This window comes from Helicobacter canis, assembly GCF_008693005.1.
Taxonomy (GTDB): Bacteria; Campylobacterota; Campylobacteria; order Campylobacterales; family Helicobacteraceae; genus Helicobacter_B; species Helicobacter_B canis.
Window position 1 is genome coordinate 53338 of the sequence record NZ_VXKE01000016.1, and the last position, 25310, is coordinate 78647.

Consider the following 25310-nt stretch of genomic DNA (forward strand, 5'->3'; position numbering starts at 1 on the left):
AGATTCTGCTAGAATCCACTTTTACTTTACAAGACTAGGCGGAGATGGCAGTGGAGTTTGGGGAGTTTGGCACAAAGGCAGGGACATTACAGCAGCTATATGGGCGACTTAATAGTGCTAAGGTCCTGCCGCTAGTGATCACTTCGCTTGATGAGCTTGCCACTTCACAAGCTGCCATCCTAGCGCGTATCGCAGAGCTTAAGAGTGAGAGACTTATCGTGCGATCTAGCTCTAGGAGTGAAGATACCGCTAGCACTTCTAATGCCGGGGCATTCCTAAGCCTAGCCAATATCCCAGCAAGCGACACCAAAGCCCTACTAGAAGCCATAGAGCAAGTGGGGGCTTCTATGCCAGAATCTAGCGATGAAATCCTAATCCAGCCTATGCTAGATTCTATCGCGCTATGTGGCGTGGGCTTTAGCGTGGATAAGGAGTCTAGCGCGCCGTATTTTTGCATAAGCTATGACACAAGCGGTGATAATGCCAGCGTAACAAGCGGGAGCACCAATGCTATCTCGTATTTCGTGCAGTATCGTAGCGCGCCTTGTAGCGAGCCTTTGATGGCTAGGGTGGTGGCACTTATTAGCGAGCTAGAATCTATCTTTTCTTGCAGGGCTTTAGATGTGGAGTTTGCCTTCGTCAAAGCGAAGGGGCAATGCAGTGAAGTGGATTCTAGGGGTTTTGAAAGCCAAGCTCAAAATGTGTTTTGTAGCCAAGTCGCAGGCGGAAGGATTTTTGATGAAAAAGCGGGGTTGTGTAGTGGCGAGCAAGGAGATAAGACTAGAGGTCTATCGACGCAGCGAGCCGCAAACTCCCCGCTTTATCGCAAAAAGCCAACGCCAGAACCAAGTCAAGCTGAATCACCACAGCTAGAGCTTTATTGCTTACAAGTGCGCCCCCTTGTAATGCAAGGCAAGCAAGATCTCTACGACATAATCACCCCTAGAGCCCTAGAGCGACTCTCTAAGCGCATAAAAGCCCTAAGCGCGCCCCACCCAAATGTGCTTGGGCAAAAGGCGATATTTGGCGTGATGCCTGATTGGAATCCAGCAGAAATCATTGGGCTAAAGCCTAAGCGATTGGCACTTAGCTTGTATAAAGAGATTGTAACAGATGGCGTGTGGGCTTACCAGCGCGATAATTATGGGTATAGAAACTTGCGCTCCCACCCACTTATGCACTCATTTTTAGGCATACCTTATATCGATGTGCGCGTGAGCTTTAACTCCTTTATCCCAAAGCACTTGGATAAAGACATTGCCACAAAGCTTGTGGATTACTACCTAAAAGCCCTAGAATCCGCCCCAGAGTCCCACGATAAGGTCGAGTTTGACATTGTGTTTTCTTGCTATGATTTTTCTACGCCAAAGCGGCTGCGCAAGCTACTTGAGCACGGCTTTAATGATAATGAGCTAAAGCGTGTGGAGTTTGCCCTGCTCAATCTTACCAACTCCGTGCTAGCCCCAGACTCTGGGCTCTATCTCAAAGACTTAGAGAAGTCCAAAAAGCTTGAGAGCCGATATAGCGCGATAGTGGATTCTAGTCTCTCGCTTTATGACAAGATTTATTGGCTTTTAGAAGAGTGCAAGAGATTTGGGACGCTGCCCTTTGCTGGGGTGGCTAGGGCGGCGTTTATCGCTATGCAGATTCTGCGCTCACTTGTGGAAATAGGCTTTTTGACTGCCAAAGAGATGCAAAGCTTCCTAGCTTCGCTCAACACCCAAGCCAAGCAGCTAGGCAAGGATATGGCGCGCTTGCAAGAAGGTGGCTTAGAAGACTTCCTAGCGCGCTATGGGCATTTGCGCGCAGGGAGCTATGATATTACTTCGCCTAGGTATGATGAGGGGTTTGGTTATTATTTTGGCGGTGAAACGGGGGGGGGGGGGAATCCTGTAAGGATTCGGCTTCGGGTAGTCATAGCGGCGTGGCGATCCATAGACCAAACGCCCAAAACCTAGAATCTAGTATAGACTCTAGTGCGCTAGCTGAATCCACCAGCGACAAGCCAACGCTAAGCCACCACTTTTTAAGCCAAGATCGCCTCCGTGCGCTAGACTCCTTGCTCAAAGAGCACGGGCTAGAGATTTGCGCTAGTGATTTGCTTATCTTCTTGCAGCAAGCCATAGAGGGCAGAGAGAGCGTGAAGTTTGCTTTCTCTAAGCTGCTCTCAAAAGCCCTAAGCTATATCAAAGAGCTAGGCGAGAGCTTGCAAATCCCAGCAAGCGATATGGCGCATTTGGATATTAAAAGTATCTTGAGCTTGTATGCAAGCTTGTATAAAGAGAGTCCAAAGGAGCGATTTTTGCAAGAAATCGCCGCAAACAAGCAGGAATACGACCTTACTTGCGCGCTAAAGCTCCCGCCGCTTATCACAAAGCCAGAAGAAGTGTTCGCCTTTTTCTCAAGCAAGGTGATACCAAACTTCATCACACAAAAGCTCGCCATAGGCAAAGCCATCGAGCTAGATTCTACTACGCAGCAAAATCTACAAGGCTCTATCGTGCTTATTAAATCCGCCGATCCGGGCTATGACTATCTCTTCACCAAAGATATTGCTGGCTTTATCACCTGCTATGGCGGGAGCAACTCCCATATGGCGATCCGCGCTTCTGAGCTGCAGATCCCAGCAGTCATTGGCGTGGGGGAGCACGCATATCAAGTCTATGCCAATGCCTCTAAAATCCAAATAGACTGCCAAGCCCAGCAGATAGTGTGCCTGTAATGTTTATCGCTATGACACAACGACTTGTAGAATCTAGCTACAAAGAAGTGCGCGAGTGCTTGGCGAGCGAGTGGGGGGAGTTTTTCGCGCGTAATCTTACTAGCTATCTGCCTCTGCCTCTTGCCTATCATATCCCATTTGCGCAGTATGCGCCCTTTGTGCGTGGGGTGATCCTTAGCGGGGGGAATGATCTAGCACTCTTTTGCGATGATGAGCTCTCACATAAGCGCGATAGATATGAGAGAGCAGTGCTAGAGCATTGTGTAGGGCATCGTGTGCCTGTGCTTGGGGTCTGCCGTGGGGCGCAGATGATCGCGCAGTATTTTTCCTGCGAGATTGCGCCACTTCAGGGGCATATAGGAGAGCATAGTATAGATGTGCAAGGGAGAAGCTATCGGGTTAATTCCTTTCATAACTACTGCGTGCGATCTATCTCTAGCGAGCTAAAGCCAATCGCCCTAGCTAGTGATGCAAGTATAGAAGCATTTAGGCATAGGGAGCTGCCTATCTTTGGCGTGATGTGGCATATTGAGCGAAGTGGGGGTATGGAGTATGATGGGCTATGGCAGAGATTTTTACAAGCACTAAAGGAGAGAAATTGAGAGCACTTATTCTAGCAGCGGGCTTTGGCTCAAGGCTTATGCCACTGACCAAAGATAAGCCAAAATGTATGGTGGAGTATGCGGGCAGGGCGATCATAGACTATGAGATAGAGGCATTGCGTGCGTGTGGGATCGATGAAATAGCAGTGGTTGGCGGGTATTTGTATCCGGTGCTAGAATCTTACTTAAGCAAGCATAGTATCCACACAATGTATGAGAATCCAAACTATGCTAGCACCAATATGGTGCAGACAATGCTCTGTGCTAGAGAGTGGATAGAGGGCTGTGCTAAAGAGGGGCAAGACTTGCTTATCTCCTATGCGGATATTGTGTATTTCGCTCCTTGTGTGCAAAAGCTTTGCAAAAGTAGCGCGCCTTTGTCAATCGCGGTAGATAAGCAGTGGCACAGACTTTGGCAAATGCGCTTTAGCGATGTGCTGCTTGATGCTGAGAGCCTTAAAATCCACAATGGCAAAATCACCGAGCTAGGCAAAAAGCCTAAAAGCTTAGATGAGATACAAGGGCAGTATATGGGGCTATTTATGTTTAGGCACGACTTTTTGCCACAAATGCTAGATTTCTACGATGGGCTTGATAGAAGTGCAATCTATGATGGCAAGGATTTTGAAAATATGTATATGACAAGCTTTTTGCAAGCTCTTATAGATACTTTTGATAACGCGCAAGCCGTGGAGATTGATGGGGGCTGGCTGGAAGTGGATATGCCAAGTGATTTAGCCATATCGCTGCAAGATATTCGAGCAATCGCGGCGCAAAGGGGCGAGTAATGCAAGAGCTGCTAGATAAAGCCGCTAGAGTCGCGCTGCAAGCAGGGGAGATAATCCTAGCTATCAAGGACAAAACCACGAGCCAAAAAGCCGATGGCTCGCCTATCACTCAAGCAGATGTAGAGGCAAATGCCTTTATCACCCAAGCACTTATGCAAATCTCTCCCTATCAAGTCTGCTCCGAAGAAGCTCCACTAGGCTATGAAGTGCGCAAGGATTTGGAGTATTTTTGGCTAGTTGATCCCCTTGATGGCACAAAGGACTTTGCCGCTAATCTTTCTGGCTGGAGTATCAATATCGCGCTAATCCATCATAGCAAGCCGATTTTAGGCGTGGTGTATGCACCCGCGCTAAAGGAGCTCTATGTGGGGCTAGAGGGCTTTGGCGCGTGGAGCTATGAAGTAGATTCTACTACTTTGCAGAGCTTTAGGCTAGAATCTGGGGTAAGGCTATGTGGAGATATAAGCGCAAGAGTGAAGCAAGCAGACAGCGAGCTAGAATCTAGCCTGCTTGCGTGCGATTCAGTCTTCCACTCAAGCGCACTCACACAAGAGTTTATCGCGCATTATGGGCTAGAGAGTATCAAGCTAGGCTCATCGCTGAAGTTTTGCGCGCTTGCTCGCGGAGAAGCGGATATTTACCCTAGATTTAATGGCACAAAGGAGTGGGATACCGCAGCATCTCAAGTGATCGTTGAGCAAAGTGGGGGCGCGGTGATCAGTGTCCAAACAGGCAAGCCCCTAAGCTACAACAAAAAGCACTTTGCCAATGACTACTTTGTCGCTTTTAGTGCCAATCAAGTAGGCGGAGCTATCTATGAAGATGTCCGTAGCGATAAGCTGCCTTTAGCATTGAAAGCTAGCTACTATGGGCTAGTGGTGTGGCTCACAGGGCTAGCTGGGAGTGGGAAGAGCACTATTTGCAAAGAGCTTTATATAAGGCTTAGAGACTCTGGCTTTAATGTAGTGTATCTTGATGGCGATGAGCTGCGCGATGTGCTAGGGGCATATAGCTACGATAAGCAAGGGCGCATTAGCGTGGCAAAAAAGCGCGCCGATCTTGCTAGGCTTTTATCTAGGCAGGGGGTCATCACCATTGTAAGCACGATTTCGATGTTTGATGAAATCTATCAATACAACAGGGAGCATTTCCCCAACTACCTTGAGATCTATATCTCTTGTGCTTATGAAGAGCTCATACGCAGGGATCAAAAGCAGCTCTACTCTAAAGCCCTTAAAGGCGAGCTGCCAAATGTCGTAGGCGTGGATATAGATTACGATGAGCCAAAGGCGCATTTGCAAATTGACAACACCACGCTAGGCGGTATCGATGAAAAAGTCGGGCAAATCCTAGCCGCGATCCAATCTTAATCAAGGAGAAAAAATGCGAGTATTACAGAGAGCTAGAAATATGATAAAGGTCATAAAAGGTGGGCGTTGGGGGTATTTCTATGATCGCTTGCCCGGCGCGCAAAAGGCATTTAATCTCACCAATCTCTTCCCCCACCCAAGCGCGTATCGCTATATCTTGCTAGGAGGGCACGGCGTGGGGCTAACCGCGGTGAAATACTATCTCTCCAAGTGTCAGGCAAAGCCTATGGAGATTCTCTCTTATGAGAATTTTCGCCCTTTTGTGTTCTGGCGTGAGTTTGATGGCTTGGTGCTTGATAAGTCTCCGCTAAATAGCGATGCGAGCAAGATTCTAGCTACTTGCACAAAGCGCGCGCCTGTGTATCAGCTCGTGCGCGATCCTATAAGCATTGTCAAAAGTAATGTCAATGCCACAATGCTACACACCATATCAACGATACACGCTCAAAAGGACGCAAACGCGCTAGCCTTTGCCATTATTAGAGATATTTCGCATTTGATGATAGCCTTTAGCTCCCAGCGCAAGCTTGTAGAGCATATCACAAGCGATGTAAGCTACCTTAGTATGGAAGATATTGATGATACAAATATGCCAAGCACTATGCAAAAATTCTGCGATCGTTTTGGCTATACCAACTGCTCTTACGATGAAGAAAGCGTGGTTAAAGGCTCATCTTTCCCTAGGTGCTTCCCCTATATTTTTCACATTGATGGAGAAGTGTTTGGGCTCTCTACGCTCTCAAGGCTAGTAGATGGCTCAAGCGCTGAGATCGATGTATCTGCGCATATAGATTCTAAACGCTTGCAGTGGTCCTACCCTATCCACAAGCTAGAATCTATCGTGGTAGAAGGCTACGAGAGCCACCCGCTTTATCTAGTATGTGCTGCCCCCCCCCTATTAAAAGTAGCAGCCTAGAGCAGGCTAGGGCTAAAGCACAAAGCTATATAGAATCTACGCGCGCGCTTTTAGCGAGAGCAAAGCAGCTTGCTTTCACAGAATCCACGCTTATAGAAGCACTTCTGCAAGCCCAAGACTTGTCCCAATATTTAGCCCAAAGGATAGAGAGAGAATGCGCCATCATCAAAAATGATCGCCCAGATATTTGGGAGCAATTCTCGCATACAAGGGAGTTTTTGCGCTTGTGCGGCAGGGCGTTTTAGTCCCTTTTTAAACTGCTGTGTGGCAGAAAAGTAGATTCTAGCTCTAGCTTTGGTGGATTTTTGCTAGCCATTCATTAAGCGTTTTTTCAAAGCCTTTTTGTGTTTGCTTGACAAATTGCAGCGGCTTTAGTAGGTATTGCTGCTTGATGTAGCCGCCAAAATTATGGGGGTATTTGTAGGTTTTAGAGTGGGGGAGGATATGCGGGCTTATGGGGAGGATCTCGCCTTGGTTTATGGCTTCTAGTGCTGCGTTGATGGCGTTATAGGCGGTGTTGCTTTTGGGGCAGGAGGCTAGGTAGATGACACATTGGGCTAGGATTATGCGCGCTTCTGGGTAGCCGATCTTGCTTACTGCTAGCATTGTGGAAGTGGCTAGATTTAGGGCGTTTGGATTAGCGTTGCCAATGTCTTCACTAGCCAAAATCACAAGCCTTCTAGCGATGAACTCTGGGTTTTCCCCGCCGGCAATCAGCCTTGCTAGGTAGTAGATACTTGCATCAACATCGCTACCGCGGATAGATTTAATGAGCGCGGAGGCTAGGTTGTAGTGGGTGTCATCTTCGCTTGTGCCATCATTTAAGCTTACAGGGCGCAAGGACTTGACATCTTCTAAGGTGATCGTATCGCTTAGGGCTAGCACTTCTAGGACATTAAGCATAGCGCGCCCATCGCCGCCGCTGCTTGAGATGAGATAGGTGCAGGCTTCTTGGGTGATGGTTTTTTTGACTTGGGGCGATTCAGCTTTTGGGCTAGAATCGTGGATTTTGCGCGATTGGCTTCGGTCATTACCCTCTAGGTAACTCTCTTGCCAATCGCTTGAAAACCCCGATTCTATCTCCAAAATCTTAGAATCGCTGGGGCTTGGTTTTGGCGTTGGTTTTTTGGCTAGAATCGCGGATTGCTGCGACGATTCTGCGGTTACATACGCTCTAGTATGCGCCCTTGAATCGCCTTGCAAAGCCACGATTCTATCTCCAAAATCCTGCCGCCTAGCTGCGTTTTGAGAAAACATATTTTCAGCGTTTTTGTTAAAAATCCTAGAGTCCTTTGCTGGCTCGTTTAGATTCTGGGTATTTTCTTTAGCAATGCTAGAATCTAGACTTTCACTACTTGCGCTACTTCTGTCATCGCAAGCGTTGTTGCTAGACAATGCGTGGCAAAGCGTAGCTTCTTTAGAAAACAAGGGATACCGCTCGGCGATAGCCGATGTTTCTTTAGAATCCATAGAATCCATTTGTGCTTGGCTAGATTCTAGGGCTTCAAAGGTAGATTCTACCTTTTCTATCCCAAGCTCCCTAAGCGCGCGCCTAAGCAGCTCTTCTAGCTCCTTTGCCTGCAAGGGCTTAAACTCGCAGAGCAAGGAGCGCGAGCGTATCGCATTTGTAAGCGTGTAGAAAGGATTCTCCGTGCTAGCTCCTAGCACGATAGCACTTCTCTCTTCCATAATGGGCAGCAAGGCTTCTTGCTGGGGCTTGCTAAGCCTATGCACTTCATCGATGAAGATAAGCGGCGTAATCAGCGATTGCTGATATGGCTTAAGTGCGCTATGCAAGGAGTCTAGCTTAAACTTTGTGGCATTAAAGGGGAGAAAGACATCGCCCAGCTCTTTGGCAATCAGCCTTGCTAGAGTCGTTTTCCCGCTGCCCGGAGGTCCGTAGAAGAAGCAGTGTGGCATTTGCTTTGCCACTATGGCGCGATATAGGGGGGCGTTTTTGTGTAGTAGGTGGCTTTGCCCTAGGAAGTCGGCTAAGGTTTGTGGGCGCAGAAGTGCAGCTAGGTGGGTCATAACAATGCTTTGGCTAGAATCCACAGCTTCCCCACATCACACACGCCCAAACACCCAAAGCCCAAGACCCTCCCACACATCACTTGCCCTTAAAGATCATCAACTCATACGAGCTTTGCTTAATGGTTACGCTATTGTCTTTGCTTGCATTAGATCGTAGCTGCTCGATAATGCCATCTAGCTCATCAAGCCGCTCTTTTAAACGCAGGATAATATCCACGCCCGCAAGATTTACTCCCAAGTCGCGCGTGAGCCGTAAGATTGTCTTAATCTTATCAATATCGCGCTGGGAGTATAGGCGCATTTTGCCCTCTGTCCTGCCCGGCTCAATCAAGCCCTCTTTTTCATATTGGCGTAGGGTTTGGGGGTGGATTTCTAGGATTTTTGCCACAACACTAATGAGATATACAGGCTCATCATAGCTATACATTGCGCACTCCTTATGCTTCTAGCTCTTTGTGCAAGAGATCTTGCAAGGGCTTTGAGAGAGATTCTAGCTTGGGCAGGATAATGTTAGCACGCAAGTAGAGATCGCCTAGGGCTTGGGTTTTGAGATTTTTCGCGCCGAGCTCTTTGACGCGGAATTTTTGGGCGTTTTTGGTGTTGGGCGGGATTTTTAGCGTAACTTCTTTGTGCAAGGTGGGGATTGTTACCTTGCCGCCAAAAAGTGCTGTTTTTAGCGGGAGGTCAAAGTCTTGGGTAATGTCATCGCCATTTCGCTCATAGATCGCACTAGAATCCACCTGCACCTTTAGGATCAAATCCCCCCTGCCGCTGCGCCCAGATCGCCCCTTGCCGCGCAGGCGGATACTTTTGCCATCGCTTATGCCAGCGGGGATTTTCATATCAATCTGCTCGCCTTCAAGCATTATGCTATGCTTGCCGCCGGTGATGGATAGCTCAAAGGGTATGCGTATGCTTGCGTGTATGTCCAAATCCTGCTCAAATCCCCCAAACCCTGCGCCGCCAAAGCCAAAGTTTGAGCCGAAGTTGAAGCCCCCACGCGCGCCAAAAATCTGGCTTAAAATCTCATCAAGTCCGGCAGCTCCGCCCTGCGAGCGCGCAAAATCGCTGAAGTTCTGCCCGCCAAACATACTATCGCCAAATTGGTCGTATTGCTTGCGCTTTTGCTCATCGCTTAAAATCTCATAAGCGGCATTGATTTCTTTGAATTTCTCTTCTGCGGCTTTTTCTTTATTGACATCAGGGTGGTATTTGCGCGCTAGCTTGCGGTAAGCCTTTTTGATTTCATCTTGGCTTGCGTTTTCGCTGACTTCTAGCGTTTGGTAAAGGCTTTTGCTCATTATCTATCCTTGAGAAATTTATTTCTTTGAGTATGATTGTATCATAAAACTTTAGTGCTAGTGTATCAATTTATGCGCGAGCGTTAGATCTAGTGCTCTGCAAGCTGTGGCTAGATTCTAGCTAGAATCTAGCGCGCCTTTTTTGTGGCATTGGGCTTGCGGCAGAGATCTTGCACAAAGCTGCTGACATAGAATCCACTTTTATCAATACTGCATAAAAAGTCTTTAATCTCCTTGTAGCTTACAATTACGGGTGCAGTGGCATTTCTAGGGATAGTGGTCATACCAAGTAGCTGCCCATCTTTGGTGAAAAATGGTCGCCCGAAGATGATTTTCTGCGCGTTTTTAATGGGGAGCTGCTTGGCGTTGTTTTTCAGCGTGATTATGCTGATGTTTGGGTTGTTGAAAGTCGTGGTAACGGTGTAGTAGTCGTTTGTGCGCACGGGCTTTGTGCTTGCAATATCGTAGGCATTGTGGGTGAGAATCTTGCTGTGGTAGTAGCTTTGGGAGCGGAGATTGCAGTAGTCATCAGTATAGCCAGAGACTTCAAAGAGACTAAGCCCCTGCACTTTATCAAGGGCTTTTAGGCGCAGCTCTGCTATGCAGATGAGATTCCCCGCGCTCTCATCGCGCATTTTTAGCAAGATATTTTTAGGGTAGGCACTAGCATTATGCCCAAGCTCTGCGGAGGTTAGGAAGAGATTATTTGGCAGTAGCAGCCCAAATCCACTGCGGAAGCTCCCATCATCAAAGGAGACCATCACAAGCCCTACGGAGCGGATCCACGGGAAGTTTTTTTGCACGGCTAAAAAGTCGTCCATATTCCCCACTTCCATAATCACCCTATCAATCTGGCTAGATTCTAGCTTGTCTTTGGAGCTAGAATCTAGCTTGCCTTGGCTTGGGGGGTTTTGGGCTTCTTTTTGTGCTGTTGCGTGCTGCTCTTGGGCGGATTCTAGTGGGTCGCTAAGATCAGATTCTGAAGCATTAGCGATAAGACATAGCCCCATTGTGGCACAAAGCACAAGCTTGGCACATCTCTTGTGCCCTTGCATAAGCATAAATAAATCGTTAAACATAAACACCACCTTGCCTTAACATAGTCTGCGTTGTTATGCAGCCACAGCCTTAAGCCACACCGCTTGGCTTCAAGGACTAGACCCCTACTAGACCCCCCACTAGACTTTTTGGGCTTTTAGATTTTAGTAAGGACAAACTCGCTAGAATCTAAAGCTATAAACGCTTACATTTTGTATATGATTTACAATACGGACTTAACTTGCTAGGGCTTGGATTCTAGCATATTTACGCTAAAGGATTTGTTATGGAAGAGTTAAAAACTTTTACCCCCACGCAAGAAGAGCTAGATTCTAGTGCGTATGCTAGGATAGAGACAAATAAGGGCGTGATTGTTGTGAAGCTTTTTGGAGAGAGTGCGCCACAGGCAGTGAGCAACTTCGCCACACTTGCGCGCGATGGATTCTACAATGGACTTACATTCCACCGCGTGATCGCGGGCTTTGTCGCGCAGGGTGGCTGCCCTAGGGGTGATGGCACGGGCGGACCGGGGTATAGGATCGCTTGTGAGCTAAAGGGCAATCCACATCGCCATAAAAGAGGCGCGCTCTCTATGGCACACGCTGGGAGAGATACAGGCGGGAGCCAGTTTTTCCTATGCTTTGTGGATTTGCCGCATTTAGATGGTGAGCACACGGTGTTTGGGCAGATTGAAGATGAGCAGAGTCTAGCGGTGCTAGATAGCCTTAGGCAAGATGACACGATGACAAGTATTACCATTTCTTCTAGTATATAGGTGTTAAAGCGCGAAATTGATGAATTGGAAGCGCAGAGTTATTGAAGCCATCGTCCCTAGAGCCGGCTGGGCGGTGGTGTGGATTTTATATGCGACAAGCCGCAATCGGTTTTTCATCGATGAGGGCTTGCAGCGAGAAAATACGATCCTAGCCTTTTGGCACGGCGAGATACTTATGCTCCCTATGCTCTACCGCAAGCTTCGCCAGCACCCAAATATTTACATCTTATCGAGCAATCATTTTGATGGAGGGCTGATTGCCAAAATGTGCGAGTGCTTTGGCTTTGAGAGTGTGAGAGGTAGCACAGGATCTGGGCATAAGGGTGGCGCGCGCGCGCTTTTGCAGCTCATCGCTGGGCTTAAAAATGGCAAAGATGTGGGCATAGCTGTTGATGGTCCAAAGGGTCCCTATCATCACATCGCTGATGGGGTGATAATGATGGCGCAAAAAACAGGCAAAAAGATCAGTGTGTGCCGCGTGGTGCCAAGCTTATGCTATGAGTTTGGGACTTGGGATAGGTTTTTGCTGCCGCTACCTTTTGGGAAAATATGCTATTATATGAGCGAAGGATTCGCGCTAGACCCGAGTCTTAGCCTAGAAGAAGCAAGAGAAGTGGTAAAAAAACAAATGCAGCGCATACAGGGGCAAAAGTAGGGGTAGGTATGGGATTTTTTACTTCGATGATGTCGCCATTTTTTAGCCAAGTGTTTATCGCAATCAATATTGATGCGATCACTTGCACGATAAAAATCGTAAGAATTAAGCGCGACAGGCAAGTAGAATCCCTTACAAAAGAGTTTAAAACCACTGAAAACCAAATCCCAATGGAGGCTGTGAAGCTTATAAGACGATATAAGCATAGCTATCCTTTTACCTATGTAAGCGCGGTGATTAAAACACTCTCGCAAGGTGTAGTCTTGCAGAAGGATTCTAGGGACTTTTTCGCTGGGAATCTTCGGGCGAGCGAGTGTGAGATTAGCAGTAGTGATACGATCCGTGTGTTTGCAAAGCGATCGATGATTAAAGACTATTTGCGCCGCTATGATGTGATTGGCGGGGTGGATTTTTTGTTTTCGCCGTTTTTGCTCATTGATAAAAACGCCCACGATCTCCCAACTTTAGGCAACAATGTCTATGTGCTTTTGCAGCGGAGTAATATTGCTCTTACGGTGGTGTATAAGGGTGTAGCGACTTTTAGTGGGTTTTTTATCGCTGAGGGTGAAGTGCCTATGCTTAATAAAGAAGAGCAAAGACCAGATATTGAGCTAAAGAACTTTGATGAGCTTTCTTTAGATGAAGACTTTGATGAGTTTGCTAAAATCGCCCTAGATCCAAGCCTAGATCGTTTGCAGACAGATATGTTTATCCCCAATCTTGATGAGACAAAAATTGTCTATGATGATATGCCAAAGGCAAGGATTATTAGTAAGATTCTCGTTGATGCGATCAAGGAGTATTATCAAAACCCTCTCTATCAAGGCGAGTTTATTGATAAAGTCATCTTGCTTGATGCGTGCAAGCTAAGTGATCAGGCACACGAGCTTATCGCCAAAGAGCTTATGCTAGAGACGGTGAAGAGGGATATTGACCTCCCTGATGTGTTGATAGAATTTGCGCAAAGAGAGCTTAAAGGAAGATAATGGCACTAAGTTTCACCCGCCACAAGACCAAACATATCTTTGCCAAGATTACTAAGATTTGGTGGCTGTATTTCGCACTTACGATTGTGATTTTGCTTGGGTTTTATGGCTTTGTGGCAAGGGAGATCTCTGTCTCTGCAAAGCGTGCGCAAGAGTATCGAGCCAATCAGCAGATTTTACAGCAAAATATCATTGATATTGATGAGCACTTCGAGCGGCTCGTGTTTGAAGCCACACTTGTGCATCAAAGAAGTGATAAAAACGACATTCGCCGCGATAAGCTGCACGATCTACTAGAGCTTATACCAGATAAAATCACCTTGCATTTTATAGAGATTAGCGACACGACACTTGTGCTAAAGGGCATAACACCTTCAAGGGAGTTTTTCTACTTCGCCTTGCAAGATCCGCTTAAGGCAAATTTTGGGCGATCCAATGTGAATTTCTACGCGCTATCAAATGGCTGGTATGAGTTCATCTCCATTAGCCACGCACACACCCAAGCCACTAGAAAGGCAGAGTCTCAAGCTGCTATGGACGACACTAAATAGGAGATATGATGAAAGCACCTATTGCGCGCTCTTTTAATAAAGTCGATACAGACTTGGTCATTCGTAATTTGATCTTTTGCGTTTTGTATATTAGTGTGATTCTTGGGTTTTTTAACTACCTGCTTTGGCCCACGATTATCGCCTTTAAATCCCAATATATCCTAGAGCGCAAGGAAAAAATCATTTACACTGAAATCAAAAAGGGCTACGACAATTCCACCAAACGCCTGCAAGATTTCATCACAAACAATCGCGACTCTTTCTCAAAGCTTGATAATCAAAACGCCCTTGAAGAGATAGAGAGCCTAATTGCCAAGTATCTTGATATAAAATCTGTTAAAAAGCTTAGCCATACCACGCAGGCAAACGACCACACGCAAAGCACCACCTATGCTTTCACCACCCAGACAAAAAATGTCGCTAATATGTGGCAGCTTATGGAAAAGCTCTCTACCCTGCACGCAAGCGTGGTGATCAACCCCCCTGTGCAAATCAATCGCGCCAGCTTGCAAGCAGAGGTGTATGACATAAGCTTTAGCCTAGAAGTGATGAGCAACACCTACCAAATCCCAGAGCACACCAAAGAGCTACTCAAGCAGCTCTAAATAGTAAATGACACTAAAGATTCTAGCGATTGTCGCAGTAATATTTAGCTTTTTGCTAGGGAGCAAGATTTATATCTATTGGCGATTATCAAATGCTTCGCTGATATTTTCTAAGTATAAACGCTCCCTTGCAGGCGTGCTTTTGCTGGTATTTGTTTGCGAAGTTGGATTCTTTATTGTGGCAAAGGATCTGCGCTTCCACGATATAAGCTATAGCCTTTTGGGGCTTTGTGTGGCGACTACTTACTGCTTGTTTGTAGCGTGCTTGTGTGTGGATATAGTGTGGCTTTGTGGCAAGGCATTATCTATGAGGCTAAAGAGTAGGTCGCTAGAATCTAAAGCAGAATCCAAGCTAGGCTCTAGTGCGCAAATGTCGCTCTCTCGGCGCAAGTTTCTAAAAATCTTACACGATTTGGGCGTGTTTGGGCTGTTTTTTCTCTTTTTCTTCACAAGTCGTAATAATGCCCTGCATACCCCGCAAGTGCGCAATGTCCAAATCCCACTCCCTAAGCTAAAGCAGCAAAAACGCATTGCGATGGTGAGCGATGTGCATATCGGGCATATTCTCAAGGCGGATTTTTTAGCGCGTATTGTAGAGCGGATCAATGCGCTAAATGCCGATGTAGTGGTGATTGTGGGGGATTTGATTGATGATGATATAGCAAAAGTTGGCAAAGAACTTAGCGCGCTAAAAGAGCTTGCTAGCAAAGAAGGGGTATTTTATGTCAATGGTAACCACGAATACTACCACGGCATCGCGCCTATAATGGAGTTTATGCGATCAAGCGGGGTGCGTGTGCTGGATAATGAAGCCATCGAGCTAGAGGGCTTTAATCTTGCTGGGGTTAATGACTTAGCGGGCTTGCGCTTTGGCGAGTATGTGCCAGATCTTGCACGCACTAGGCAGGGCTTAAATGCCAGCAAGCCTAGCATTTTGCTAGCACATCAGCCTAAGTTTGTGCGGCGTTATGATGTGAGCGGCTTTGATTTAGTGCTAAGTGGGCATACGCACGCGGGGCAGGTTTTCCCAATGTCAATTTTTGTCTGGCTTGATCAGCATTATATCCACGGACTCTATCAGCATACCAAAGACACTAAGCTCTATGTCAGCTCTGGGGCAGGATTCTGGGGACCGAGCTTCCGCTTCCTAGCTCCTAGCGAGATTGTCTGCATTGATCTTGTGCTAGAATCTAGCGCGATTGCTTAATGCTTCAAGCCATATTTGCTATATAAAGGATCTTCTATGCAAAAGCTCACTATAGCCATTGATGGTATGTCTTGCGCTTCTTGTGCTAACTCCATCACCAAGCACCTAAAATCTAACGATCTCCTTACAGATATTCATATCAACCTAATCGCCAAAACCGCCACCCTAACCCTTAATGACTCCCAAAGCCTAGAGCCAATCTTTGCTGCTATCACAAAGCTAGGCTATAAGCCAAGCCTACTCAAAGGCTCTTCTATGCCACTACAACGCCAGCACTTTAGCCTAAGTCTAGCCCCTGCACAGACTCTAGCAAAAGGAGCTGTCTTTAGCCAAATCCCAGCACAGCAATCTAAAGAGCTAGATTCTACCCTAGAATCCATATTTGAAAAGGTAGATTCTAGGGGGGGGAGTGCCACAAATGTAAGCGGGCTGACAAAGGATTCTAGGATTTGCGATGAGAAATCGGGGTTTTGCGAACGCGTGCAAGGGCGCATACTTGGGGTATGTAACCGCAGCCCGCGTGAAGTAATCCACGATTTATCGCGTAAAGCCGAATCCATTAGTGCAAAATATTTTCTCCATAAACATCGGGTGTTATTAAGCGGGGTTTGCGCACTTGTAGTGCTCTACCTTGCTATGACACCTATGCTGCTAGATTCTGCTCTTATCGCGCCATTTGATGATATGCGTGTGAATTTCTTCACCCAGCTTTTCTTAGCTCTTGCAAGTATGCATTTGGGGCGTGATTATTACTTCAAGGGCTTTAGGACACTGCTTGCCAAATCTCCCACAATGGACTCACTGATTGCCATAAGCACGACTGCCGCGCTTGTGTATAGTGTATATAATGCCTTGCTTGGGCACACACATTGGTATTTTGAGAGCATTTGTGTGATTTTGTTCTTTGTGCTTTTTGGCAAGGGTTTAGAGCAAAATGCCAAAGACACGACAAGCTCTGTAATACGCGCATTGCTTTTAGGTAATCTCTCGCAAGTGTTGCGCATAGATTCTAAGACAGAGTGTCAAATCTCCCCCCAAGAAATCCGCATAGGAGATAAGCTAAGGATTCTCCCTGCGCAGACAATCCCTGCAGATGGCATTGTCTATGATGGGGAAGGGGGTGTTGATGAGTCTATGCTTAGTGGCGAGGTGATCCCCGTTGAGAAAAGGGCAGGCGATAGAGTGTATGCCGGTAGTATCAATACCAATCGCGCCTTTGTTATGCAGGCTACTAGCACAAGCGAGCATAGCACGCTAAGCACGCTTGGTGCGCTTGTGCAAGAGGCGATGAGCTCTAAGCCATCGATCGCCAAGCTAGCAGATGTGATTGCGGCATATTTTGTCCCAGCAGTGATTGTGGTCGCTCTAGTGGCGTTTGGTATTTGGTGGGTGTGTGAGGGGCTGGACTTTGCCTTTGGTGTGTTTATTAGCGTGCTTGTGATTTCTTGTCCGTGCGCTTTGGGGCTGGCTACGCCTATGGCGGTGATGATAGGCACTGCGCTTGCTAATCGGCAAGGAGTCTTCATCAAGCAAGCACAGAGCTTTGAGAAGCTTGGCAAGATTAGTGATGTGGTGTTTGATAAAACAGGCACGCTCACGCAAGCTACTCTAAAAGTCGTAGCAGTCCAAAGTCTATGCGATCTTAGCGATAGGGAGATCCTAGCTCTAAGTGCTGGGCTAGAGAAGGGGAGTGAGCATATCATCGCCAAAGCCATTATCCAAGAAGCCGCGCAGCAAGAGATTGAGCCAAGTGCGTTTAGGGAGTTTTGTGCGCGGGCTGGGTTTGGGATAGAGGCTCTAAAAGATGGCTGCACTTACGCGCTAGGGAATCAGGCGATGTTTGCAGGGCAGATAGAAGCACCTACACAAGAGAGGCAAGAGGCATACATAGAAGTGCTACTGGGGAAAAAAGTGGATTCTAGCTATGAGCTTTTAGGCATAATCACGCTAGAAGATACCCTAAAGCCTAGGGCTAAAGAGCTACTACAAGTCCTAAAAGATAAAGGCTTAACACTACATATCCTAAGTGGAGATACTGAAAAAAACACCAAGCGCATAGCGGAGTCTCTAGGGGTGTCGCGCTATTTGGCTGGCATTAAGCCAGAAGATAAGCTAGCCTATATACAAGAGCTTCAAAAGCAAGGCAAGGTCGTAATGATGATAGGCGATGGGCTCAATGATGTGGGCGCGCTAGCAGCAGCAGATGTCTCTCTAAGCTTTGCCAAAGCTAATGATGTAAGCAAAAACACCGCAGATATTATCATCTACCACAATGATATATCGCGCATACTTTTTGTAATGTCTCTCTCTAAGAAAGTCATACAAAATATCCGCGAGAATCTAGGCTTCGCGTTTGTTTATAATTGTATCTGCATACCGCTAGCGTGTGGTGTGCTCTACTACCCAGCACAGATGTTGCTAAATCCAATGATCGCGGCATTTGCGATGAGTGCTAGTAGTATTTCTGTGGTGCTAAATAGCCAGCGACTTTGGAAGTTTAGATTCTAGCGCACAGATTACTATGATGAGAAAAGCCGTTGTTTTGTCATTATCAAGCACCACAGAAACGGCGGTAATCTACAAATAAACAAAGAAACAAAGAAAACCCCAGAGCCTAAACTTCCCCTTAAGGCAAATATACTACAATCGCTCCCAAGTCTTACTCTTAAGGAAGCATTATGCCCACTCTTACTATCCAAACTTTAAGCACTTCTTATCCTGTGGTAATTGATGAGTTTTTACACAACGACACTTGCATAATCTCCCAGAGCAAAGCTCTCATTGTTAGCAACCCAAAAGTCGCTGGACTCTATCTCCATAAAGTGCTGCCAAAGATACAAGCGCAAGAAGTGTTTGTCTGTATCGTGCCAGATGGTGAAGAGCATAAAAATATGCAGAGTATCGAGCAGATTTTGCAGTGTGCCTTTGCCAATCGCTTGGATAGAAAATCGCTAATGATAGCCCTTGGCGGCGGGGTGATAAGCGATATGGTGGGCTTTGCTAGTGGGATCTTTGAGAGAGGGATTAGCTATGTCTCAATCCCTACAACCCTGCTCGCACAAGTTGATGCATCTGTGGGCGGCAAATGCGGAGTCAATAACGCCTATGGCAAAAATCTCATAGGGCTTTTCCACCAGCCAAGTGCTGTCTATATTGATAAAGAATTCTTGCGCACACTCTCTACGCGTGAGATTAAAGCTGGGCTAGCAGAAGTGCTAAAAATCTTTGTCTGCTTTGATGAGCAGGCTTTCACAAAGCTAGAGATGCTAGAGTCCCCAGAATCTAAAGATGCGTTTTTGGATTCTAGCGCGCTTTTACCCCTTATCCAAAGATCCATAGAGATTAAAGCCAAAGTCGTGGAGCAAGATGAGAGAGAGAGCGGTATCCGCGCCGCGCTTAATTATGGGCATACTTTCGCGCATATTATTGAGATGCAAACACACTATAAACGCTTCTTACACGGGCAAGCAGTAGCCATAGGGATAGCTATGGCAAACACCCTAGCCCAGCAGCTTGGGAGTCTAAGTGCGGCAGAGTCTAAGCGTATTAGCACGCTACTTGCGCGATTTGGCTTAGATGAGAGCTATCATATCGATGATATAGAAGCGTTCTATCAAGCATTTTTCTTGGATAAAAAATCACACAGCAACAAGCTTTGCTTTATCCTGCCTGAAGGCATTGGCGGCTTTAGCCTGCGCGATGATATAAGCAAGGAGCAGATTATCGCCTGCTTGCAGCACTATGCGCGCTAGATTCTAGCTCGCTAGACCTAGAATCTAAAATCTAGCATACGCGTAAGGATTGTGTCGGTGAAATCGCCAAAGAGCGGGGCGTTGCAAAACTGCAGGCTCTCACAAGTTGGGCAGTCAAGATTTAGCTCTATCATCACAGGCTCACCATTTTCATCAATAGTAAAATCCCAGCCGATAATCCCAAAGTGCGGCACAGCTAGGTGCATAGATTTCGCCATAGCCACGACTTTGTCAAAATGCGGAATCTGCACCCCACAAACTCTCGCACCACTTGGCAGAGCTTTAGCCTGCTTGCCTTTGCCTTGCACGATGAAATCCCTTGCCACGCCATTTTCATCAATGCCGACTTTATAAAACTCTCCATCATTTGAAGCCACGCCCCCAGCTCCAATATACAGCACCGCGCTAAGTAGCACACATTTGTTTTGATAGAGCAAAGTAACGATTCTAAAAGTATTGACAGAGTTTGGCTGCAAATCGCGCAAAAATTGGTGCTGATTGATGACTTCTTGGATAGCAATGTCGCCTGTATAGTCTGCTAGCACCTGCGCGATGTCTTGTCTCCTAGAATCCACTATTACAATCCCGCTGCCTAGCCCTGTGGCATGCATTTCTGTGGGCTTTATTAGCACGCGATCATAGTCTTTGAGCAATGCTAAAGTGGATTCTAGGCTTTGGGGTGTGTGGCTGCGCTCTTGCGTGGGGCGGTAGTAGCTGCCTTTTATGCGCTTGGCTATCGTGCGTGGCGTGGGGAAATGGGAGAAAAGCACATCGTAGTAGTTTTTATCGCTAAAGGCGGCTTGGTAGGATTTGGGATTGAAGTAGGGGAGCAAGTCTTGGTAGTAGAAGTGATTGTCTAGGTAGGCGACATCTAGGGGGTGGTGGGGATTTATGCTGTGGTAGATTGTATGCCAGCTTAGTAGCTCTTTTATGCGCTCTTGTAAGCTATTTCGCGCGAAGCCACGAGAGAGAGAGAGAGAGAGAGAGAGTAAAGGCGTCCAGTATTCTACAACCTGCTTGGCGTGTGCTTGGGGGAGGGGCTTTAGCTGATTGTGGGAGTCAAGGTAGCGCAGGTAGCTAGCGGTTTTTTCACGGAAGTAGATTCTAGCTCCTTGATAGTCTTTGCGTGCTTTTAGCCCATAGAGTGCGGATTTGAGATAGGATTTGAGAGAAGTTTTGATACTCATTTGTGTCCTTTGTGTGAGATAGTGGAGTGGGTATTGTAGCAGAATCTAGCGCGCAAGTAGATTCTGCAGGCATACCTGATTGCAATGCAAAGATTCTGCTACCGCCTAGAATCTAAGCGAGCTAGCGTAGGATTCTAAGACTTGGGCAGAATCTAAAGGATTGTAAAAACAAGCTGAATACTTTGTGTGATAGGCTCAAAATGCGCATTGCTAGGATAGAAGCTAATGCGATAAAGCAGCTCGGCATTAAGCGGAAACCACTTAAAAAGCGCGAGTCCGCCCTCTACATATCCGCCTACGCTTTGCGCATACGCATTGCTTTGCACACTTAAACCCCCACCTAGCACAAAAGAAAATGGCGTGGGATAGCCATCTGGCTTGCCCTCGCAGTCTTTATGCGTTTGGAGTGCGCCACTTGCGCGGTGGTAGGGATTGGGGAAGGGGTGGAGATACAAAAGCCCACCGATGTAGTGGGTGTTGCGATGAAGCTTGGGCGAGTGGCTAAAGAGATAGCGCACTCTCCAGCCATAATCAAGCTCTCTATCATCTTCTGGATTCATATACATTACCCCAGCACTAGCACCCACAATTGGTGTGGTCGCTGCGGTGCGCGCTTGGTTTTGTGCGCTAGAATCTAGCGCGTTAAAATCCGCGCCCACGCCTGCGTGCAAGGAGAGGATTTGCATAAGTGTCCCGCCCCAAAACTTTAGCTGCTCGGATTGGGATTGACAAAGTGGGATAGCAAAAAGTGTGGGTGAGATAAGGACTAGGAGCAAGGCGAGCCTAGCTCCTAGAGAGCGCAAAGAGTCAAAAAGCCGCATAAATAGCAGAAATACGGCTTATGCTTTAGGCTTAATCATATTTTCTGGGACGACAAATTTATCAAAATCCTCCGCGCTGACAAGTCCTAGCTCTAGGGCGGACTCTTTTAGGGAGATATTTTTCTTATGCGCATTTTTAGCGACTTTGGCGGCGTTTTCATAGCCGATGTGAGGATTGAGCGCAGTTACTAGCATTAGAGAGTTGTGCAAGTTGTGCGCGATTTTTTCTCTATTTGGCTCAATGCCTACTGCGCAGTGGATATTAAATGAGTGCATTGCATCAGCTAGCAAATCAAGGCTTTGCAAGAAGTTATAAATAATCACTGGCTTAAAGACATTAAGCTCGAAGTTTCCTTGTGAAGCTGCAAAGCCAATTGCCGCATCATTACCCATAACTTGCACTGCCACCATTGTTAGAGCTTCGCATTGTGTGGGATTGACCTTGCCGGGCATTATGGAGCTTCCGGGCTCGTTTTCTGGGATTAGTAGCTCACCTAGCCCACATCTAGGACCGCTTGCTAGCCAGCGGACATCATTGGCGATTTTCATAAGGTTTGCCGCTAGGGCTTTTAGCGCGCCGTGTGCGAAAGTGATGGCATCGTGGCTTGTTAGCGCGTGGAATTTATTGGGGCTTGAGACAAACTTCACGCCTGTGAAGTTTGTAAGCTCTGCGCTTACCTTTTCACTAAGCTCTGGGTGTGCATTTAGCCCTGTGCCTACCGCTGTGCCGCCGATAGCAAGCTCTCTTAGCGTAGGCAAGGAAGCGATGATTTGCTCTTTAGAGTGTTCAAGCATTGAGAGATAGCCGCTAAACTCCTGCCCAAGTGTGAGAGGGGTGGCATCTTGGAGATGTGTGCGCCCAATTTTTACGATAGAGTCAAACTCTTTGACCTTTTTGGCAAAAGTGCTTTTAAGCTCTTCTAGGGCTGGGAGCAGCTTCTTTTCTAGCTGGATTACAGAGACGATGCTCATCGCCGTGGGGAAGGTGTCATTAGAGCTTTGGCTCATATTGACATCATCATTTGGGTGGATTTTTTTCTCCTTGCGGAAGTCTGCGCCTAGAATCTCGCTAGCGCGATTGGCGATGACTTCATTCATATTCATATTGCTTTGCGTGCCAGAGCCTGTCTGCCAAATAGCTAGAGGGAAGTTGTCATCAAATTTACCTGCGATGATCTCATCGCACGCTTGCACGATGGCGTTTTTCTTTTCGCTATTTAGCTTGCCTAGATTGTTATTCACCACTGCAAGTGATCGCTTAAGCTTTGCAAAGCTATAAATCAGCTCTTTTGGCATTTTTTCTACGCCGATTTTGAAGTTTTCAAAGCTTCGCTCCGTTTGTGCTCCCCAATACTTGTCATTAGGCACTTTCACTTCACCCATTGTGTCGTGTTCAATACGAAATTCCATAACCAACTCCTTATGTTTAAGATGTAGGGATAGTGTAGGGCATTTTGCGTAAGATTTTACTTAAATGGCGCAAATATTGGGCGTTTGTGGTTGGCAAGCATTAACTCGCCACTGCTACAATGCGCGATTATTTTGTGTAATCTGTGGGTGGATAATGATTGCTACAAGCTTGGATCTTAAAAAAGATTCTATCATCAAGCTATTTTTCTACTATTTTATCCCTGCTCTTTGTGCGATGCTAGCCCTCTCTACCTACTCCACGATTGATGGGATCTTCGTGGGGCAAAAGATTGGCACAGATGGCTTGGCGGCTATCGGGGCGTGCTGGGCGGTGTTCCCTGCGTGTATTGCGTATGAGCTGCTCTTTGGCTTTGGTGGGGCGGCGATTGTGTCGTATTTTTTAGGAAGTGATCGTGCGGCTAGGGCTAGGCTGGTGTTTAGCTCGATTTTTTATTTTGTGGTGATTAGCTCGGTTGCCATTGGGGTGCTGGGCTTTGTGCTTGTCGATGAGATTTTAGGCTTCCTTACGCGTGGTAAAAATATTTCTAGTGAGATTTACGCGCTAGCTAGAATCTATCTGCAAATCACCTTTCTTGGTATGCCCTTTTTGATCTTGCATCCATTGAGCGATATTTTTGTCGTCAATGATAAGCGACCGCTTCTTGGTATGTTTGCGATGATTTTGGGATCGGTGAGTAATATCGCGCTGAATTATGTGTTTTTGTTTGTGCTTGATATGGGGATTGAAGGCAGTGCGCTTGCGACTATTTTGGCGCATTTTATAGGATTTAGCGTGCTGCTTGGGCATTTTGTGCGCAAAAGGGGGGCATTATTTTTTATCCCTAGATTTTCCTTCGCTGCGGTTATTTCTTCGGCTAAGAGTGGCTTGCCAGAGAGTATATCCGAGCTTTCAGCGGCTATTATGATGGTGCTTTATAATGGCGCGCTTTTAAGCATAGCTGGGAGCGTGGGGCTGGCGGTGTATAGCGTGGTGCTGTATTGTGGGATTGTGTTTTTTACCATTTTGCTCTCTGTCTCGCAAGCTTTGCAGCCTATTGCTAGCTTTAATTATGGGGCTGGGAATTTCGCTAGGCTGCGCTACGCGCTAGGATTTTCGCTTATTGTGGTGGTGGCTATCGGGCTTATGCTGTATGGGGTGTTTTATGCTTTCGCGCCGTATTTTGTGGGGTTTTTTGTGGATTCTAGCGATGAGGTGGCGGCTCTAAGCGTGAAGGCTATGGATATTTACTACATCGGCTATGTGCTGCTAGGCGTGAATATGGCGTGCGCGATTTTCTTGCAGTCTATCCAGCGCACGATTAGCTCTATCATCATTACTATTTGTTATACATTTTTGTTTATCGCGCTGCTTTTGCCGCCTTTGAGCGAGAGCTATGGGCTAGATGGAGCGTTTGCTAGCTATCCTGTGGCGCAGGGCTGCGCGCTACTTGTAGCCGCGCTTGTTATGGGCTATGAGCTACGCTATGGCATTTTATCTGGTAATGCCCCAAGTGGCAGGACATTGTGGAAAAGGAGAAAACATCGTGTTTAGCTGGAAAAAATCTCACAACACAAAGCAGACAGATGAGAGTGTAGAATCTAGGTCTGGGGAGAGTGAGCATATCGAGCTTAAGGAAGAGCCAAAGTATCCAAGCGCGCAAGGCACGATAGAGCTCAAGGACCTACCAGAATCTAAGAGCTTTGAACGCGCGCAAGGAGTCTTTGAGCTAAAGCCAGAATCTAGCGCGCCACACATAGCAAGAGAGCCTGCTTTAAGCTTAGGTAGTGGGGCAAAGGTAGATTCTGGTGAGCACGAGAAATATGTCTTGCTCTTTGATTTAGATGGGACACTGCTAGATTCTATCGATGGGATTTATCATAGCTTTACCCACGCTTGTGGTGTAGAGTTTTCACCCACAATAGATGAGGTGCGCTCGCTTATTGGGCTGCCGCTTGCGGAGATGTTTGTAAGGATAGGATTTGATAGTAAAGAGGCGCAAAATAGGGCGATTTTATACAAAAATCACTACAGGAAAATCTACTTGCAAGAAACGAAGCTGTTACCAAATGTAATAGAATCTCTCATTATGGCAAGTGGCTTTGCACATCTTGGGGTGGTTACGACAAAGACCGCGCTGTATTCTAAGCATATTTTGCAGCATTTTGATATTTTGCGGTTTTTCAAGGTTGTTATAGGCAGTGAAGATGTGCAGCACCCAAAGCCTAGCGCAGAGCCGATTTTAAAAGCCCTTTGCTCTCTACCCATTGCGCCAAAGGAGCAGGTGTTTATGATTGGTGATACGATTTATGATTTAGAAGCAGCACAAAACGCGCAGATCAATGGTGTGTGGGTGCGTAGTGGCTATGGCGTAGGGCTAGAATCTAGGGCTACGATGAGCTATGATGGTGTCTATGAAGCAGTAAGTGCTATCCGTGCGCAAGCTAAGCAGTATGAAGAGGATTGGCACGCGACAGAGTAGGGCTAAGTTAAGGCTAAGAATGTAGCAAAGCGTAGCAGCTGGCTATGCTATCGGGGTGAAATAACGAGATATGCTAGATTCTACCTAGCTGTGAGTGTGGGGTATAGGGG

Annotated in this window: 21 protein-coding genes and 4 pseudogenes; 17 read left to right on the forward strand and 8 right to left on the reverse strand. The window is 46.8% G+C overall.

The genetic code is table 11. From position 1 onward, the window contains the following. Positions 1–872: 872 nt before the first annotated feature. The 7 genes and pseudogenes from F4V45_RS10050 to F4V45_RS05510 all read left to right on the forward strand — a co-directional run. Positions 873–2722: pseudogene (locus tag F4V45_RS10050) on the forward strand (PEP-utilizing enzyme); the annotation flags it as partial. Continuing rightward, positions 2722–3324 carry a gamma-glutamyl-CDP-amidate hydrolase gene (locus tag F4V45_RS05485; protein WP_150337471.1) on the forward strand — a complete coding sequence of 201 codons (603 nt, stop codon included), beginning with the start codon at positions 2722–2724 and terminating at the stop codon, positions 3322–3324. The pseudogene F4V45_RS10050 and the gene F4V45_RS05485, both read left to right, overlap by 1 nt. Then, a complete protein-coding gene (locus tag F4V45_RS05490) occupies positions 3321–4112 on the forward strand; it encodes a phosphocholine cytidylyltransferase family protein (RefSeq protein ID WP_150337414.1) in 792 nt (263 codons plus the stop codon). Before F4V45_RS05485 ends, F4V45_RS05490 begins: the two co-directional genes overlap by 4 nt. Continuing rightward, positions 4112–4858, forward strand: a pseudogene (locus tag F4V45_RS05495) (3'(2'),5'-bisphosphate nucleotidase CysQ family protein); the annotation flags it as partial. The gene F4V45_RS05490 and the pseudogene F4V45_RS05495, both read left to right, overlap by 1 nt. A 105-nt stretch (positions 4859–4963) precedes the next feature. After that, complete coding sequence (locus F4V45_RS05500; RefSeq protein ID WP_150337472.1) at positions 4964–5482, forward strand: adenylyl-sulfate kinase; 519 nt, start codon at positions 4964–4966, stop codon at positions 5480–5482. Between the two features lie 13 nt (positions 5483–5495). Continuing rightward, entirely contained in the window at positions 5496–6398 is a 903-nt protein-coding gene (locus F4V45_RS05505; RefSeq protein ID WP_150337415.1) for a hypothetical protein, read from the forward strand. Then, on the forward strand, positions 6362–6643 hold the full coding sequence (locus F4V45_RS05510) for a DUF2972 domain-containing protein (protein WP_150337416.1): 282 nt from the start codon (positions 6362–6364) through the stop codon (positions 6641–6643). Before F4V45_RS05505 ends, F4V45_RS05510 begins: the two co-directional genes overlap by 37 nt. Before the next feature lie 43 nt (positions 6644–6686). On the opposite strand, the pseudogene F4V45_RS05515 reads toward F4V45_RS05510, so the two are convergent. The 5 genes and pseudogenes from F4V45_RS05515 to F4V45_RS05535 all read right to left on the reverse strand — a co-directional run. Next, positions 6687–7370, reverse strand: a pseudogene (locus F4V45_RS05515) (AAA family ATPase); the annotation flags it as partial. Positions 7371–7976: 606 nt separating this feature from the next. After that, a pseudogene (locus F4V45_RS05520) lies at positions 7977–8429 on the reverse strand (AAA family ATPase); the annotation flags it as partial. A gap of 79 nt (positions 8430–8508) precedes the next feature. Further along, positions 8509–8859, reverse strand: coding sequence for a heat shock protein transcriptional repressor HspR (locus tag F4V45_RS05525; protein WP_023930029.1), 351 nt, complete (start codon positions 8857–8859; stop codon positions 8509–8511). 10 nt (positions 8860–8869) lie between these two features. Further along, the gene (locus F4V45_RS05530; protein WP_150337417.1) at positions 8870–9733 is read right to left on the reverse strand and encodes a DnaJ C-terminal domain-containing protein; all 864 of its coding nucleotides are present in this window, start codon (positions 9731–9733) and stop codon (positions 8870–8872) included. Positions 9734–9861: 128 nt separating this feature from the next. Then, the gene (locus F4V45_RS05535; protein WP_150337418.1) at positions 9862–10812 is read right to left on the reverse strand and encodes a hypothetical protein; all 951 of its coding nucleotides are present in this window, start codon (positions 10810–10812) and stop codon (positions 9862–9864) included. Positions 10813–11057: 245 nt separating this feature from the next. Between F4V45_RS05535 and F4V45_RS05540 the strand changes: the two genes are divergently transcribed. The 8 genes from F4V45_RS05540 to aroB all read left to right on the forward strand — a co-directional run bounded on the left by F4V45_RS05540 (position 11058) and on the right by aroB (position 19302). Further along, positions 11058–11546 (forward strand): peptidylprolyl isomerase, encoded by a 489-nt coding sequence (locus F4V45_RS05540; protein WP_150337419.1) that lies wholly within the window; start codon positions 11058–11060, stop codon positions 11544–11546. A gap of 19 nt (positions 11547–11565) precedes the next feature. Beyond that, the gene (locus F4V45_RS05545) at positions 11566–12201 is read left to right on the forward strand and encodes a lysophospholipid acyltransferase family protein (RefSeq protein ID WP_246145168.1); all 636 of its coding nucleotides are present in this window, start codon (positions 11566–11568) and stop codon (positions 12199–12201) included. An 8-nt stretch (positions 12202–12209) separates the two neighbouring features. Next, positions 12210–13187, forward strand: a complete 978-nt coding sequence (locus tag F4V45_RS05550; RefSeq protein WP_150337421.1) for a PilM family protein — start codon at positions 12210–12212, stop codon at positions 13185–13187. Further along, complete coding sequence (locus F4V45_RS05555) at positions 13187–13738, forward strand: hypothetical protein (protein ID WP_023930035.1); 552 nt, start codon at positions 13187–13189, stop codon at positions 13736–13738. The genes F4V45_RS05550 and F4V45_RS05555 overlap by 1 nt, the downstream gene beginning before the upstream one ends. 5 nt (positions 13739–13743) lie before the next feature. Further along, on the forward strand, positions 13744–14343 hold the full coding sequence (locus F4V45_RS05560) for a hypothetical protein (protein WP_150337422.1): 600 nt from the start codon (positions 13744–13746) through the stop codon (positions 14341–14343). A gap of 7 nt (positions 14344–14350) precedes the next feature. Next, a complete protein-coding gene (locus tag F4V45_RS05565; RefSeq protein WP_150337423.1) occupies positions 14351–15550 on the forward strand; it encodes a metallophosphoesterase in 1200 nt (399 codons plus the stop codon). Between the two features lie 36 nt (positions 15551–15586). Next, a complete protein-coding gene (locus F4V45_RS05570) occupies positions 15587–18058 on the forward strand; it encodes a heavy metal translocating P-type ATPase (protein ID WP_150337424.1) in 2472 nt (823 codons plus the stop codon). Positions 18059–18228: 170 nt separating this feature from the next. Next, on the forward strand, positions 18229–19302 hold the full coding sequence (gene aroB / locus F4V45_RS05575) for a 3-dehydroquinate synthase (protein ID WP_150337425.1): 1074 nt from the start codon (positions 18229–18231) through the stop codon (positions 19300–19302). A 17-nt stretch (positions 19303–19319) separates the two neighbouring features. Here aroB and F4V45_RS05580 read toward each other — a convergent pair whose 3' ends face one another. From F4V45_RS05580 to fumC, 3 genes are all read right to left on the reverse strand, one after another. Further along, positions 19320–20489: a sugar-transfer associated ATP-grasp domain-containing protein gene (locus F4V45_RS05580; protein ID WP_150337426.1), complete on the reverse strand. Its 1170-nt coding sequence runs from the start codon at positions 20487–20489 to the stop codon at positions 19320–19322. A gap of 152 nt (positions 20490–20641) precedes the next feature. Continuing rightward, on the reverse strand, positions 20642–21310 hold the full coding sequence (locus F4V45_RS05585; RefSeq protein WP_150337427.1) for a hypothetical protein: 669 nt from the start codon (positions 21308–21310) through the stop codon (positions 20642–20644). 18 nt (positions 21311–21328) lie between these two features. Then, positions 21329–22720, reverse strand: a complete 1392-nt coding sequence (gene fumC / locus F4V45_RS05590; RefSeq protein ID WP_150337428.1) for a class II fumarate hydratase — start codon at positions 22718–22720, stop codon at positions 21329–21331. 154 nt (positions 22721–22874) lie between these two features. Between fumC and F4V45_RS05595 the strand changes: the two genes are divergently transcribed. After that, complete coding sequence (locus F4V45_RS05595; RefSeq protein WP_150337429.1) at positions 22875–24272, forward strand: MATE family efflux transporter; 1398 nt, start codon at positions 22875–22877, stop codon at positions 24270–24272. Continuing rightward, on the forward strand, positions 24205–25200 hold the full coding sequence (locus tag F4V45_RS05600; RefSeq protein ID WP_170235188.1) for an HAD family hydrolase: 996 nt from the start codon (positions 24205–24207) through the stop codon (positions 25198–25200). Before F4V45_RS05595 ends, F4V45_RS05600 begins: the two co-directional genes overlap by 68 nt. Positions 25201–25310 lie beyond the last annotated feature (110 nt).

Coding starts and splice junctions, on each gene's coding strand:
- F4V45_RS05485 (WP_150337471.1), top strand. CDS start 2,722: ATGTTTATCGCTATGACACAACGACTTGTAGAATCTAGCTACAAAGAA.
- F4V45_RS05505 (WP_150337415.1), top strand. CDS start 5,496: ATGCGAGTATTACAGAGAGCTAGAAATATGATAAAGGTCATAAAAGGT.
- F4V45_RS05510 (WP_150337416.1), top strand. CDS start 6,362: ATGTGCTGCCCCCCCCCTATTAAAAGTAGCAGCCTAGAGCAGGCTAGG.
- F4V45_RS05525 (WP_023930029.1), bottom strand. CDS start 8,859: ATGTATAGCTATGATGAGCCTGTATATCTCATTAGTGTTGTGGCAAAA.
- F4V45_RS05530 (WP_150337417.1), bottom strand. CDS start 9,733: ATGAGCAAAAGCCTTTACCAAACGCTAGAAGTCAGCGAAAACGCAAGC.
- F4V45_RS05535 (WP_150337418.1), bottom strand. CDS start 10,812: ATGTTTAACGATTTATTTATGCTTATGCAAGGGCACAAGAGATGTGCC.
- F4V45_RS05540 (WP_150337419.1), top strand. CDS start 11,058: ATGGAAGAGTTAAAAACTTTTACCCCCACGCAAGAAGAGCTAGATTCT.
- F4V45_RS05545 (WP_246145168.1), top strand. CDS start 11,566: ATGAATTGGAAGCGCAGAGTTATTGAAGCCATCGTCCCTAGAGCCGGC.
- F4V45_RS05550 (WP_150337421.1), top strand. CDS start 12,210: ATGGGATTTTTTACTTCGATGATGTCGCCATTTTTTAGCCAAGTGTTT.
- F4V45_RS05555 (WP_023930035.1), top strand. CDS start 13,187: ATGGCACTAAGTTTCACCCGCCACAAGACCAAACATATCTTTGCCAAG.
- F4V45_RS05560 (WP_150337422.1), top strand. CDS start 13,744: ATGATGAAAGCACCTATTGCGCGCTCTTTTAATAAAGTCGATACAGAC.
- F4V45_RS05565 (WP_150337423.1), top strand. CDS start 14,351: ATGACACTAAAGATTCTAGCGATTGTCGCAGTAATATTTAGCTTTTTG.
- F4V45_RS05570 (WP_150337424.1), top strand. CDS start 15,587: ATGCAAAAGCTCACTATAGCCATTGATGGTATGTCTTGCGCTTCTTGT.
- aroB (WP_150337425.1), top strand. CDS start 18,229: ATGCCCACTCTTACTATCCAAACTTTAAGCACTTCTTATCCTGTGGTA.
- F4V45_RS05580 (WP_150337426.1), bottom strand. CDS start 20,489: ATGAGTATCAAAACTTCTCTCAAATCCTATCTCAAATCCGCACTCTAT.
- F4V45_RS05585 (WP_150337427.1), bottom strand. CDS start 21,310: ATGCGGCTTTTTGACTCTTTGCGCTCTCTAGGAGCTAGGCTCGCCTTG.
- fumC (WP_150337428.1), bottom strand. CDS start 22,720: ATGGAATTTCGTATTGAACACGACACAATGGGTGAAGTGAAAGTGCCT.
- F4V45_RS05595 (WP_150337429.1), top strand. CDS start 22,875: ATGATTGCTACAAGCTTGGATCTTAAAAAAGATTCTATCATCAAGCTA.
- F4V45_RS05600 (WP_170235188.1), top strand. CDS start 24,205: ATGGCATTTTATCTGGTAATGCCCCAAGTGGCAGGACATTGTGGAAAA.